The following is a 14,244-nucleotide window of genomic DNA, read 5'->3' as shown; positions in this document are numbered from 1 at the left end:
TTTGTTACAACTCTTATTACGCATGGCAAACAGCAAAACCGAAGCTCATTATTGCGCAATGAAAAAGGGGCATGGCGTATGTTTTTCCATCAAGGAATATAAAAAACTAAAAGCTGCCCCGATTAAGAGCAGCACTTGATCAGCCATTTCCGATTTGCTGGCTGCCGACGCATCACCTTTCCAATGATTCCATGTAATGTTGTGAAGTAGTGATTGCGATTGTCAGCTTATTATCTTTAAAAATTGATTTGATTAAAAATGGTGCCCCGCTCGTGTTTTGGAATTTAAAATCGAGCGAGCCGTATGCAACGGTTGCATCCCTGCCTGTAGGTACATAGCCGATATTCAAGGAATGATGATGCCTTTCCGTTATGCGGATACGCAGTTGATCAACCGCATTGAACAACGTAGAAGATGTTTGGCAAATTCCCCCGCCAATCCCCATCACCAGCTCCTTATTAATAATTTCCGGTGCAGGTTGATAGCCTTTCTCCACCGTTCTTTCCCCGACCATTATATTAAAGGAAAAATAATCGCCATCGCCAACCAATGTATTATGAAGGGCATTTGCGGAAAGCCTGATGTTTTCGCTTCTTCCACTTTCCGATGAATTGAAATAAGTCGTGAATGAAGCGACAGTTACTTCATTTAACGAAGAAACTTCCTCTGCTTGATAATTGCTTTCCAATAAATATAACGGCAAAAAAACATGATCCCCTTTTTGCGAAGCCGCCAATATTTTTTCGACCAATTCACTTTCCTTTAAAAGGCTGCCTGAATTGCCGTTAATAATCTCCCCGTCTTCCCCTATTTTATCGAGCACCATTGATTGGTCATAGCCTGCTCTTGCCTGGGTCCCTCTTGCTAATTCCTTCGCGATTTTTCTAATATTGGCTTCATACAAATCACTGTCCGTCCCATACCCTAATAGCTGTGGTGAGATGGATTTTACGATCTCTAATGTTCGGGGATCAATCAATGTTACGACTACAGGATATACGGATGGTTCGTTTTGTATCCTTTCTTCATTGTCCGGTAACTTATTGCCCGTAGAAACTTCCACTGCTTCTTCGTTTTCCAAAGCCCCTTCGCTCGCATTTGATGTGTAAAAAGATTTTCCTTGGCATCCTGATAAAATGCAAAAACTTATCATAACAAAATAAATTATCCATGTTTTCAATTCTTTTTCCCCTATCTATAAAAGCAATGTTCAAAATATGTTATTCAGAAAAGTTTAATTAGTACCGTCACTTTTATAGACAAGGGAAAGGATTGGTGATTTATGCATACCGCGATCTAACTGCGGAAAACAGAAATGATGACGGGGTCGTTTCCCCATTATCCACCATTCTTTTTCTTTGCGTTTTCCGCTTCTTTTTCCCATTTAGAAAGAACTGGATAAGGGTCGAATGCCCATTCTGTACGTCCATTAAATTTGTATATTCCATAATGGAGATGCGGCGGAAATTTTCCGGCTGTCCCTTCTTTTCCATAACCGGTGCTACCAACATAGCCGATAATCTGCCCTGCTTTAACAACATCGCCTTCCTGCAATCCTTTTTCAAAATAAGCTAGGTGCGCATAATAATGATACGAATTATGGTTATCACGAATACCGATGCGCCAACCGCCAAATTGATTCCAGCCCATCACTTCAATTACACCATAGGAAGTAGAAAAAACAGGCGTATTGTAAGGGGCGAATATATCTGTCCCTTCATGAATCCTTCTTCCGCCCCAGCCCCGGTTTGCGCCCCATGTCCCACTGTAGCTGTAATCTGCTCGAAGCGGCAAAGGAAATGTATGCTCGTCTATATCGATTGTTCCAAACTTTTCATATAATTTTGCAATGACAACAATTTGATTGACCGTTAGCTCATTTTTGTAATAATCCCATAACGCCAATTTAAAATTATCCTCGCCATAACCGTACCTTCTCAAATAGCTTGCCATCGAATGCAGCACATCTTCATCATCCGATATATCCGCGGCGCCGTCCCCATTTCCGTCCATGCCATTTCCGTTAAAATAGGCGATCGAAATCGGGGATGTGTCGTATTCCATCGGATTTAATGCACCTGACCAAAATTCATCCGAAAACTGAATTGCAATCACACTGTCGCGTTTCGGGATATCCTTTCGCACATCTTGAATATTACGTTCAAATTGATCAATGGCCGCTAAATAATGCCACGGCAATAATACATTCTCATGCTGCATATAGGAACCCATCCTCTTTTGCAGTAATTGCTCCTCCGTAAGAGTTTTTTCGCCTTCTGTTGAAGCATCAGCAGCTGGCGCAAAACCCCAAATGAATAAAGCCGTCATAATGGCTGCATAGCGGGGCATCATCCATTTCCCTCCTCTACGACATGATTTTTCCCGTCATTTTGCAGATGAATCATTTGAGAAACCGTAATAAACTGATACCCTTGCTTTTTAAGCTCAGGCAAGATTTTGGCTAATGCATGTACAGTTTGCTCCCGGTTTCCCCCGCCATCATGAAACAGCACGACATTCCCATTATTCAGACCATCAAGTACAGTATTGGCAATTTTACTTACACCCGGATCTTTCCAGTCTTCTGTATCTTGATGCCATGACCACATAACGATTTTGTAGTCATTTTTGACGACTTCATTAACAATTTCATCTGTATAGTATCCTTCGACAGGCCGAAATAAATTCGGTTTGACCCCTGTTATGCTATAAATCATATCCGACGTTTGATTAATTTCCTCGATAATGCGGGAAACTGATTTTGTATGGGGATGTGTGAACGTATGATTGGCAATTTCATGGCCGTTCTCATGCATACGCAAAACGACTTCAGGGCTTTTTTCAGCCAGCTGCCCGACGATGAAAAACGTTCCCTTTGCGTCATATTGTGCAAGCAAATCCAAAACTTGCTGTGTATATTTCGGATGTGGTCCATCATCAAAGGTAAGTGCAACAACCTTTTCATCTGTTTGAATATCCCAAATAATATGGCCTGTATCCTCATAATATTGGCGCCCTTTTTCCGCTTTAATGCTAGTGAAAACGTAAAAAGCCGAAAACAGAAATAAAAGGATAACAAATAAAATAAAAGCGATTCTTTTCACTCTTTTTCTTGTCATATGATCACTTCCTTAATTAATTTACTCTACCTTAGTATTCAGTAAATCGTTTAAAAAATGTACTCGATTTATAGTGAAATAAATCCAATGAATTTATGGAATAACGTGGTATTTTTCAAAATAAAAAAGTGTTGCTTCAATTAAGAAACAACACTTTTCACTAATGCGGCAAGTAAACTAATTGTAAGATGAATAAAACTGCGAAAATATAGACAAGCGGATGCACTTCGCGTCCTCGCCCTTTTACTAGCATAATAAGAGGATAGCTTATAAAGCCTAGCGCAATCCCCGTTGAAATGCTTGATGTAAGCGGCATTGACAATATTACTAAAAATGCTGGGAACGCAACTTCAATTTCATCCCAATTTATATTTTTTACAACACCGATCATTAAGCTACCGACAATAATTAATGCTGGCGATGTAATTGCTTTCACATCTGATAATGAGCTGACAAGCGGTCCGAAAAACGAAGCAATGATGAACAAAATTGCGACCGTCAGCGCCGTTAAGCCTGTGCGTCCTCCGACTGCCACGCCAGAGCCCGACTCTAAATAGGCTGTTGATGGACTTGTGCCAAACATCGAGCCGACAGTTGTTGCTAGCGAATCCGAAATGAGCGCTTTACGTGCACGCGGCAATTTCCCGTCCTTTAATAAACCCGCTTGCTTTGATACACCGATCAATGTGCCTGTCGTATCAAACAATGTAACTAAAATGAATGAAAAAATTACCCCATATAAGCCATATTCAATAACTTCCGAAATTGCTGTAACCGGATTGAATACAATCATGCCTTCAGGTAGATGCGGAAGTGCCACTACTTTTTCGATTGAAAGCTGACCTGTGAACATCGCAATCACTGCAGTGAAAATCATACCGATAAAAATCGCCCCGTTCACTTTACGTGCCATTAATGCGACTGTAATGAACAGCCCGATAAACGTCAATAACGGTGCCGGCTCTGCTATATCACCAAACTTAACTAAATTGGATTCATCAGCTACGACAATACCGGACATACGCAGCCCGATGAACGCGATAAATAATCCAATCCCAGCAGTGATCGCCAATTTAAGGTTTTCCGGAATGGCTGTAATCAGCTTTTCACGGAATGGCGTTAAACTAATAATTATAAATAAAATACCTGCAACAAATACTGCTGAAAATGCAGTAGTATACGTAATCTCTCCATTTGAAGCCAATACAACAGTATAAGTAAAATATGCGTTTAATCCCATACCCGGGGCAACGGCAATCGGATAATTCGCACAAAGCGCCATCCACCCTGTCCCGATTACCGCTGCGATAATCGTCGCCATAAACACTTGATCAACCGGAACTCCAGCACCTGACAAAATAATCGGGTTAACAATGATGACATATGCCATCGTTAAAAACGTCGTCAATCCCGCAAATAATTCCCGCTTTACTGTAGTACCGTTTTCTTTTAATTGAAACATCTGCATACCTCTTTCCAAAACACGAACATTATTTAACAACTTATATATAATATTCGCTTATAAAGCAAAATGCAATGATTTTTTATTATTGATTCTCTTAAAAATCACTTTACCTCTTTAGCAGAGCTTTGAATCATGTTTTTATAAAATAAAAAGTATGTTGGCAAGGGGTTGATTCGCTGCATCTGCACCGCTGAAAAATTGTCCAACAATATAGCAATTCCGCTTAGACAAGCTTGCTTTCTAAGTTCCGCCAAATCGAGCGAACGATCGCAAAATAATAATACTTGATGCAATAAGTTTGCGCATCATACGGCAAATCATGCCCTCGGCGATAATTTTAGAAATATGATGCACTTTGTGAATCTTCCCATCAAGACATCGGAAGTTATGAAAAAGGCCGCCATTCTTTATATGGCAGCCAAAACTTTATATTTTCTTCCATCCTATCAATTCGCTTTTTTACATGCAGAAATTTCAATTAGCTTGTTAAACAATCCGCATTTATTCTCTTGAAAAATTTATGAAAAGGCTCTCGCTTTTTCCCCTTTTGCGAATAGACATCAATAATCTTTTCAACTGTTTCATACAATTCTTCCGGTGTCAAATCCTCCTTTAGCAAAGAACCGACCTCTGCGTCCTTCCCCTTTGCTTTTCCCCCAACATATAAGCTGTAGTGGTTTCTGATTTTCATAACACCTATATCGCTTAGCATAGGCTCCCCGCAGCCAACCGGACAGCCCGTATACGCAACCTTTAGCGTAAATGGCACTGCTTTTCCGGCTATACGACGATTCAGCTCTTTTGCGATCGGCATTCCTTCCTCTTCCTCTCCTTTGCAGAAATTGCAGGTCCTTAAACTTTTCACGAAGTTTCCGACCGGATAGCATGCTAATCCGACACTTTGAAATTCCTCGATAATCGCTTCTTTTTCATTTTCGGGGATTTCTATATAAAGCTGTTGAAATGCAGTTAATTCCAGCTCTTCATCTTCATCCATATATTTTGTTATTGCCAAAAGCTGTTTTGAATTAAGTTTTGCTCCAAAACCGATTCCGCCATTGATGGCAATCTTCACCTTTTTGCCACTGTCTTCCATGCTATGATTCCCCCTGATCCAACCAGTTACTATACTGCGGTAAAACAAAAACTTTCAAAGAAATACCTGCCACTTATTTAATGACATGTATCTTTAGCCATTCTATTTGTTCAATTTCACTCTCTGCAAACGCAGGGCATTCAATACAACCGACACGGAACTGAATGCCATCGCTGCACCGGCTACCCATGGTGCAAGCAATCCTATTGCGGCAATTGGAATTCCTAACGTATTGTAGGCAAATGCCCAGAATAAGTTTTGTTTAATGTTGCGCATCGTTTTACGGCTCATCAAAATCGCATCGGCTATACTATTTAAATCGCCGCGAATCAGCGTAATATCTGCAGCTTCCATTGCGACATCTGTACCTGTGCCGATCGCCATCCCGATATTAGCTGTCGCCAGTGCGGGTGCGTCATTAATTCCGTCACCGACCATTGCCACTTTTTTGCCCTGCTCCTGCAGTTTCTTCACTTCGGCTGCTTTCCCTTCAGGAAGCACTTCGGCAATTACTTCATCAACGCCTACCTCTTTGCCGATTGCTTCAGCTGTTCGTTCGTTATCGCCTGTCATCATAATGACTTTTATGCCCATATTCTGTAAACGGCTTATAGCTTCTTTGGAAGTTTCCTTAATTGTATCGGCTACGGCAACAATCCCTGCATATTGCCCGTTAATCCCGGCCAGCATCGCTGTTTTGCCATTCTGTTCCAGTTCCTCCATTACCGAAAGCACTGATGTAATATCAATCCCATATTGGTGCATAAGTTTACGGGTACCGATCACAACGCCTTGACCCGAAACCGTTGCTTGCACCCCAAAACCGGGTATTGCTTCGAAATATTGAATATCGCCTAGTTCAATGCCTCGATCTTGAATACCTTGAACGATTGCTTGTGCAAGCGGGTGCTCCGATTGTTTTTCTGCCGCACCGATTAGTGATAAGAATTTCGCTTCGTCTTGGCCAGCTGCCACATGCACATCTGTCAGCACAGGTTTGCCGTGTGTAACAGTCCCAGTTTTATCAACGACTACCGTGTCAATGCCTTGAGTTTGCTCCAAATGCTCGCCGCCTTTGAACAGAATGCCAAACTCCGCTGCGCGTCCTGACCCTGCCATAATCGAAGTCGGTGTCGCTAAACCAAGAGCACATGGACAAGCAATGACAAGTACTGCAATTAATACTTCCAGTGCTTGTGTAAAATTACCTGGGTCAACAAAAACAATCCAAACGAGGAATGTAACAATTGCTATCCCGATTACGATCGGCACAAAAATACTTGATATTGTATCTGCCAAACGCTGGATCGGCGCTTTCGAACCTTGCGCATCTTCCACAACTTTAATGATTTGGGCCAAAGCCGTATCACGACCGACTTTTGTCGCTTTCATTTTAATGAAACCATTTTTGTTAATAGTTGAACCGTATAAAACGTCCCCAGCCTGTTTATCCACTGGCAGGCTTTCCCCTGTCAACATCGATTCATCAACCGCTGTTGTACCTTCTAATACTTCACCATCAACCGGAACTTTCCCGCCCGGTTTAACTGAAACCGTGTCACCGATCATCACTTCTTCAAGCGGCACTTCTTTTTCGATCCCGTCCCGAAGAACAATTGCTGTTTTTGCCTGGAGACCCATTAATTTTTTAATCGCTTCAGATGAACGTCCTTTAGCTTTTGCTTCGAATAATTTCCCTAAAAGAATGAGTGTAATGAGTACCGCACTTGTTTCAAAATACAGGTGTGGCATATGATGTGTTCCGTTCGTAACGATTGCTTGATAAACACTGTAAAAATACGCAGCTGAAGTACCCATGACAACAAGCACATCCATATTGGCACTGCCATTGCGGAGTGATTTGTAGGCACCTGTATAAAACTGTTTCCCGATAACAAATTGTACTGGTGTCGCCAAAATCATCTGTATCCACGGATTCATTAAGAAATCCGGTACATATAGAAACGATGTAAATGAAAAATGTCCTACCATCGTCCACAATAAAGGCAAGGAAAGAATTGCCGAGATAATGAATTTCCATTGCTGATCCTTAATATGCTTTTCACGGTGATCTATTTGTTCTTTATCATTTATTTTTTGATGTGCCCCATATCCAAGTTTTTCGACTTTAGCCAGAATATCTGCAATCGTTACTTCTGAAGGGTTGAATTCGATAGTTGCCCTTTCAAGTGCTAAATTGACATTAGCCTCTGTAACACCTTCCATTTTATTCAAACCTTTTTCGATACGTGTAGAACATGCAGCACAAGTCATTCCGGTAATTTCAAATTCCGCTTTTTGCTTCACAACACCGTAGCCAAGCGCTTCGATTTTCTTCTCAAAATCTGTTTCACTCAGTATTGACGCATCATATTTTATCGATGATTTTTCAAGTGCCAAGTTAACGGATGCCTGCTCGACACCTTCCATTTTATTTAATCCTTTTTCAATACGTGTCGCACATGCAGCACATGTCATTCCGGTAATACCAATACTAGCTTCTTTTAGCTTGCGAGCTTCAGTACTCATTAGCTTCTCCACCTCTCCGTTATATACCTATACGGGGTATATTTTACTGAAAATGAGAGAGTGCCGCAACAGCACTCTTACTCTACATCATATCCTTGTTCTTCGATTGTTTCTTTAATCGCAGCTGGTGTTACTTGTGTTTCATCAAATGATACATTGACCAAAGCCTCGTCTAATTTGACGTTCACCTGGTTAACGCCTTCTAATTCCCCGACGCTGCCTTCTATCGCTTTTACACAATGCCCGCATGACATTCCTTGTACGTTTAATGTTATATTTTGCATATTTTTTCTCTCCTTAAATTGAATTATGTTTTAATTAGTATACACTATAGGGGTATATAGATGCTAAAAAAATTACTTTTTCATCAGCTTTTGAATCGTTATCACTAATTCGTCAAGTACCGCTTCATCACCTTCTGAAAGGCGATCAACGACACACCCTTTTAGGTGGCCCTCTAAAAGAATTTTGGCTACACTGTTTAATGCTGATTGTGTAGCGGATAGCTGTGTGATGATATCATCACAATAAACATCCTTATCTATCATGCCCTTGATGCCGCGTATTTGTCCTTCGACACGGTTTAATCGGGTTGTCAAATCTTTTTTCACACGTTCCGGATGGTGGCTTTTACGGCAAGATGCATCATCTTCTTCATGACAAGCCATATCTTTTACTTGCTCTTCCATGATATTCCTCCCCCTAACTTGTTCATATAGTACCATACCACCGGAGGGTATGTAAAGAGATTAGTTTAATTTCCTTCAAAAACTTTTTGCCGGTAGTTTTAGCTTGTACATCGAAGTAATTTTGCCTGGATTCGGCTTTGTGTTAGTGCAAAGCCGAATCTTATGTTATTTCTTCATTAAATACTATAATACCCTATCTATTTTTAGGAATAACGATTTTGATTTTATCTTCGTATTAATTGTCTTGTAAATTATACATATTATAAATGTGATCCAGCTTTTCCTTTAGTAGTTCAAAGCGTACAAATCGATCCGCCCTCAAATATTCCTTTTGTTCAATCATTAAAATCATAATGGGCGCCGATAATATTAAGAACCTTTCAGCTATCTCTTTAACGTGACTCACATCAATATGAGCAAGATGGATTGATGGGTATCCATTCAATAGTTCCTGTAACTTAGGCAATATAGCGTGGCACGTACTGCATTCAGGCGTGGAAAAATACAAAAAGCCCAGCTCATGATTTTCAAGAAACTCCTCCACCGCTCTCAAACTCGTCAGCTCATTTAATTTTTTCAAATTATCTTCTCCTATAATATATCGATCCATATTTTGATCGCTGTCGCTAAAATTAAAACAGCTAAAACCCTTTGCAAAATTTTCGTATTTATTTTTTTGCTTATTTTTGCACCAATCGGAGCTGCAATCAATCCCGCAATGATCACAACAATCGCTGGCAAATATTCCACTTGCCCTGTTGATAGTTTGCCGATCGACCCTGCAATGGACGAAATAAAAGTAATTGCCAAGCTGGAAGCAATCGTCATTCGTGTAGGTATCCGAAGAATTAATAACATAATGGGAATTAGTAAAAAACCTCCTCCGGCACCTACAATACCGGAGCCAATCCCTACAATGAATGCTAAACAAGCAGCAAGCGGTTTATTGTAAGTGACTTGATCTAAAGGGATATCATCAATCTTCTTTTTTGGAATGAACATCATAATCGCTGCTATTAACGCTAAAATCCCATACACAATATTTACTTGTTGTTCCGTTAAAAATTGCGAATTAAAGCTACCTATAAATGTACCGAGCAACACCGATATACCCATTACGGTAATGAGCGATTTATTTAAATACCCGCCGTTTCGAAATCCGATGACCCCTGCAATCGATACAAATAAGACGTCAAGTGCGCTAATGCCGGAAACTTCATGTGCCGTTAAAGCTTGGAACCCGAATATTGGCGGAATCATTAAAAGCATCGGATATTTGACAATCGCTCCACCAATACCGAGCATCCCGGAAAGAAATGAACCGATAAAACCAATTACAAAAAGGAGGAACATATAATTTATATCCACATTGTTCCCTTCTTTCCATATAATAATTCTGTATACCCGTTAGTTGAAACAGTTTCCCAAAAAATCAAGTCTCATAACAATCCCCTTTCAGCTTAATTCAGCAAACGCTTTTTATACTGAAGGCTAAACGGCTAATACAGAAACCCCCACCTCTATGAAGGGGATTGAATAATAGCACAGCATTAATAATACATCGTAATCCAAAACTCTGCTGAATTAAGTTAAAGCTTTTAAAATGCCATGTATTTTAAGCTTTTTTAATATAAAATGTCAATACATCCTCTTCTTCTTTATGCTCTAAAAGGGTATGACCCGCTGCAGCCGACCAGGCAGTCAAATCGGCCAAGGCCCCTTTATCTGTCGCTTGCACTTCTATAATTTGTCCTGATTCCATTGTATCCATTGCTTTTTTTGTTCGCACAATCGGCATTGGACAAGATAAACCTTTTGCATCCAAAACTTTTGCTGTTTCCATTTAAATCGCCTCCTTTTCTACAGTAATTTTTTCTTATGAAAAAATGGAGCAGCACTGTTTTTTTCGGTTTTTTTTGCATAACAGACATGATTCGCTAAAAATTCTTTTATCGTACCGCACATCGGTTTGGACCGATTTCCATCTCCGTTTGTTCGTCATTGTCCGGCGTTATTTTACCCATATTGACTTGACGAATTTGCTCATACGCATTTGGTTGCGGTGGCAGGTTATCTGATACTGTACGGCGGAATTCTTCTTCACTTCCAATGTTTAAACCATGGTTTTCCGCCAATAAATCGCCTAAACGCTTGGCCACGGTCCCGTTTTCGTTTAACTCACCGATAATCATGAAGTGTGCTGGAAGGACAATTAAATCCTCTGGCAGCTTACGGTAACGATAATATAATGTTTCATGAAGGTCTCCCACCCAGTCTTCTGCAAGACCCGCCAAGTCAGGACGGCCAATGGAATCGATGAATAATATATCTCCTGTCAATAAATAGTTACTATCTATGATGAATGATGTAGAACCAATAGTGTGACCCGGTGTGTAAAGTGCACCTACTTCAATTTGTGTTGCACCGATTTTCACTGTTAAACCATCTTCTAAAGACGAATAATCAAATAGTACTTCTTCTGCATCTTTAGGTGGCAAATAATAGGTAGCCCCTGTTGCTTCTGCGATATGGCGACCACCTGAGATATGATCTGCATGAAGGTGTGTATCGAATACATATTTGATTTGCACGTTTTTCTCTTGAGCAAAGTTTGTAAATACATCCGTGAAACGAACAGCATCAATAATTGCGGCTTCCCCTTCAGAAACGACCATATAAGAAAGACAACCTTTGCCTAGACGGACGAATTGATAGAGTTCGCCACCGCCTGTTAAATCGCCAATTTTTATTGGTTCAAGATACGAACTCCATGATTTCATGCCACCTTCAAGATAATGCACATTACGTCCAGCTTCTGAAATCATTTCAGCAACCATTAATGATGAACCTTCTTTTGCGCACACAACTAAAATATCTTTGTCGGTAGGAAGCTTGGGGATGATTTCATCTACACCATCCAATAAATCGAAATAAGGAATATTTAAATAATCGAAGCAATGCCCTTCAATTCTCCAATCTTCATAAGCATCCGTATTGCGGACATCTAAAATGAACAATGGTTGATTTTCAATTACTTTCCGAGCAATTTCCGCTGCTGTCATTTTAATGATTGTCATACTCAACTACCCCCACAGGTATTATTTTAAACATTTTAAATGGAAGGGAATCCCCTTCCATCATTTTTTGCGTTTCCATTGTTGCTGCAAACTATAAATCTTATCTATAAAGGTGCTAGAACGTCAGTGTTGGTGCTGCATCTTTCGCGAATTCAAGGAATGTTACAGCTCCCCCAACTTCAATGCCATCAATAAAGTCTTCTTTTGTTAAGCCCATAACATCCATCGTCATTTGACAGCCGATAAATTTCACACCCATTTCTTGGGCCATTTCAATTAATTGTGGAATGCTTGGTACATTTGCTTTTGCAAATCCTTCTGTAAAATGCTCACGGCCTTCTGGCATAGGCAATTGTTGCATTGCTTGCTTATGGATTAAATTCAGCCCTTCAAACGTAAAGAAGATGGCTGCCTCTTTCTCTGTTGCGGCTGCAGCCGTTGCAATATTAAATACTTTATAAGCATCAAATAAACCTCCGTTGCTGGCGATAATAGCTACTTTGTTAGACATAATAAAATTCCTCCAATAAATTTAGTTTTTTATATTTTTTTTGATAAATCCCCGTTCCAGGCACTCAGTCCCGGTAAGGTGTTATAAACTTTAGTAAATCCTTTTTCCGAAAGTTTGCGTGCAGCTAGATCACTGCGTATTCCCGTGCGACAAATCACATAAATTTCCTGACCTTGATCCAGCTCATTTAAGCGATCTTCCAACTCCCCTATTGGAATTGATATAGATCCTTCAATATGACCAAATGCATATTCCGCTTCTTCGCGTACATCTAAAATAATACCGCCATTAGCTGCACGATCAATTATTTCTTCATTGGTAACCGTTTGTTCGAATTTCTTTTCTTCACCATTGCAATCTCCGCTTTTACGGATATAGTGCAGCAATACACCATCCTCCTCTAATGTGCCAATATAATGGTGGCCAACATTTTCAGACCATGCTTTTAAGTCAGCAATGGATCCTTTGTCAGTAGCTTGCACTTCTAAAATCTGTCCATCATTTACATCAATCATTGCTTTTCTCGTTTTGACGATCGGCATTGGGCATGCCAGGCCTTTTGCATCCAACTGCACATCTGCTTTTAATGACATTTAACGAACCTCCCTATACCCCAACAGGTATTGTTTTTCACAAAAAAAATTATTCAACTTCCCCTTCCCAGGCAAGCATACCACCTGTCATATTTGCTGCATCATAACCTTGGCTTTCCAAATATTGTGTTGCTTGACCACTTCTCGCACCAGATCGGCAAACGATAATATAAGGTTTATTGTTATCAAGTTCATGTATATGGAACTTAATCAGCCCAAGTGGAATATGGACAATGCCTGAAATATGTCCAGCCTGTACTTCATCCACTTCACGTACATCGATGAGATTCAGCTTCTCGCCATTTTCAATGCGTTGTTGAACTTCTTTTGCACTAATCTCCTTCATTTCTGTTCCTCCCAAATCAGATTTAGCCTTTCCAGGCACTCATGCCGCCACGTACATTTGTGACATTCTCATATCCTAATTTCTTTAATTGTCTGCATGCTTGTGAGCTTCGCATTCCACTTTGACAGATGACAACAATTTCTTTATCCCTCGGGAGCTTTGAAAAATCCGAGCCTAATGGAATATTTTTAAACTGACGAATATTGCGGGATTTATATTCGGCTGGTGTTCTCACATCCACAAATAATTTTTCCTTATCATGAAGCATCCTTTGTAATGCATCTGCGGAAATATTTTTAGTACCTTTAGCCGGCCGCATACGCCATATGATAAAAGCGATCACAGCCACTATAATTAACCAAGTTTCCATTCACAACCTCCAAGTACCCCTATAGGTATAATTTTTCCGAAAAATAAATGCCGATAATCGGCTTTAATTTATTTCGTTTACTTACACAAATATAATATACCCCTACAGGTATGTTGTCAACAAATAAAATCAACTAACTAGTAATGTTGCATACTGGTTTATTTGCAATGCACGTATATATTTTAGATTTGAATATAAAGCGATGTACCAAATATCGTTTTTTACAAATAGATTCACCGCTTGTAAGTCTGTTACACATAATCCCGTAATATTTGACAACAATGATGGATATAAAGGAAATACAAAGGATGAAAGAAATGTTATCCATCTGCATTAAGAACAAGGAAAATAGATACATACACATCTATTGCGAATCCCCCTCGTCCCGCCTCAGCACATTATTTAAAAAATCGTATATGGCCTCTAACTATCCGATCATTCCTTAATAT

At 39.9% G+C, this 14,244-nt stretch carries 16 protein-coding genes; all 16 read right to left on the bottom strand.

Annotated elements, in window-relative coordinates; all coding sequences use genetic code 11:
- Positions 1-172: 172 nt before the first annotated feature.
- The gene (locus ACTHOQ_RS11025; RefSeq protein ID WP_440496197.1) at positions 173-1,180 is read right to left on the bottom strand and encodes a VanW family protein; all 1,008 of its coding nucleotides are present in this window, start codon (positions 1,178-1,180) and stop codon (positions 173-175) included.
- Positions 1,181-1,338: 158 nt separating this feature from the next.
- Positions 1,339-2,349 carry a M23 family metallopeptidase gene (locus ACTHOQ_RS11020; RefSeq protein WP_440496234.1) on the bottom strand — a complete coding sequence of 337 codons (1,011 nt, stop codon included), beginning with the start codon at positions 2,347-2,349 and terminating at the stop codon, positions 1,339-1,341.
- Positions 2,349-3,119 carry a polysaccharide deacetylase family protein gene (locus tag ACTHOQ_RS11015; protein ID WP_440496196.1) on the bottom strand — a complete coding sequence of 257 codons (771 nt, stop codon included), beginning with the start codon at positions 3,117-3,119 and terminating at the stop codon, positions 2,349-2,351. Before ACTHOQ_RS11015 ends, ACTHOQ_RS11020 begins: the two co-directional genes overlap by 1 nt.
- 160 nt (positions 3,120-3,279) lie before the next feature.
- Positions 3,280-4,581 (bottom strand): NCS2 family permease, encoded by a 1,302-nt coding sequence (locus ACTHOQ_RS11010; protein WP_440496195.1) that lies wholly within the window; start codon positions 4,579-4,581, stop codon positions 3,280-3,282.
- A gap of 481 nt (positions 4,582-5,062) precedes the next feature.
- Positions 5,063-5,680 (bottom strand): nitrite reductase, encoded by a 618-nt coding sequence (locus tag ACTHOQ_RS11005; RefSeq protein WP_440496194.1) that lies wholly within the window; start codon positions 5,678-5,680, stop codon positions 5,063-5,065.
- 102 nt (positions 5,681-5,782) lie between these two features.
- Positions 5,783-8,209 carry a heavy metal translocating P-type ATPase gene (locus tag ACTHOQ_RS11000; RefSeq protein WP_440496193.1) on the bottom strand — a complete coding sequence of 809 codons (2,427 nt, stop codon included), beginning with the start codon at positions 8,207-8,209 and terminating at the stop codon, positions 5,783-5,785.
- 77 nt (positions 8,210-8,286) lie between these two features.
- The gene (copZ, locus tag ACTHOQ_RS10995) at positions 8,287-8,493 is read right to left on the bottom strand and encodes a copper chaperone CopZ (RefSeq protein ID WP_440496192.1); all 207 of its coding nucleotides are present in this window, start codon (positions 8,491-8,493) and stop codon (positions 8,287-8,289) included.
- 72 nt (positions 8,494-8,565) lie between these two features.
- The gene (locus ACTHOQ_RS10990) at positions 8,566-8,898 is read right to left on the bottom strand and encodes a metal-sensitive transcriptional regulator (RefSeq protein ID WP_440496191.1); all 333 of its coding nucleotides are present in this window, start codon (positions 8,896-8,898) and stop codon (positions 8,566-8,568) included.
- Between the two features lie 235 nt (positions 8,899-9,133).
- The gene (locus ACTHOQ_RS10985) at positions 9,134-9,478 is read right to left on the bottom strand and encodes a thioredoxin family protein (RefSeq protein ID WP_440496190.1); all 345 of its coding nucleotides are present in this window, start codon (positions 9,476-9,478) and stop codon (positions 9,134-9,136) included.
- A gap of 11 nt (positions 9,479-9,489) precedes the next feature.
- Positions 9,490-10,251, bottom strand: coding sequence for a sulfite exporter TauE/SafE family protein (locus tag ACTHOQ_RS10980; protein ID WP_440496233.1), 762 nt, complete (start codon positions 10,249-10,251; stop codon positions 9,490-9,492).
- A gap of 262 nt (positions 10,252-10,513) precedes the next feature.
- Positions 10,514-10,741, bottom strand: a complete 228-nt coding sequence (locus tag ACTHOQ_RS10975; RefSeq protein WP_440496189.1) for a sulfurtransferase TusA family protein — start codon at positions 10,739-10,741, stop codon at positions 10,514-10,516.
- Positions 10,742-10,847: 106 nt separating this feature from the next.
- Positions 10,848-11,975 carry an MBL fold metallo-hydrolase gene (locus ACTHOQ_RS10970; protein WP_440496187.1) on the bottom strand — a complete coding sequence of 376 codons (1,128 nt, stop codon included), beginning with the start codon at positions 11,973-11,975 and terminating at the stop codon, positions 10,848-10,850.
- 115 nt (positions 11,976-12,090) lie between these two features.
- Positions 12,091-12,486, bottom strand: coding sequence for a DsrE/DsrF/DrsH-like family protein (locus ACTHOQ_RS10965; protein ID WP_440496185.1), 396 nt, complete (start codon positions 12,484-12,486; stop codon positions 12,091-12,093).
- Positions 12,487-12,515: 29 nt separating this feature from the next.
- Positions 12,516-13,079, bottom strand: coding sequence for a sulfurtransferase TusA family protein (locus ACTHOQ_RS10960; RefSeq protein WP_440496183.1), 564 nt, complete (start codon positions 13,077-13,079; stop codon positions 12,516-12,518).
- A gap of 49 nt (positions 13,080-13,128) precedes the next feature.
- Complete coding sequence (locus ACTHOQ_RS10955) at positions 13,129-13,425, bottom strand: rhodanese-like domain-containing protein (RefSeq protein ID WP_440496182.1); 297 nt, start codon at positions 13,423-13,425, stop codon at positions 13,129-13,131.
- 22 nt (positions 13,426-13,447) lie between these two features.
- A complete protein-coding gene (locus tag ACTHOQ_RS10950) occupies positions 13,448-13,795 on the bottom strand; it encodes a rhodanese-like domain-containing protein (RefSeq protein WP_440496180.1) in 348 nt (115 codons plus the stop codon).
- Positions 13,796-14,244 lie beyond the last annotated feature (449 nt).

Origin of the sequence: Solibacillus silvestris (genome assembly GCF_051967575.1) — a bacterium.
Classification (GTDB): domain Bacteria; phylum Bacillota; class Bacilli; order Bacillales_A; family Planococcaceae; genus Solibacillus; species Solibacillus silvestris_B.
The sequence above is the reverse complement of the archived record's forward strand: the minus strand, read 5'-3'. Positions and strand labels throughout refer to the sequence as shown.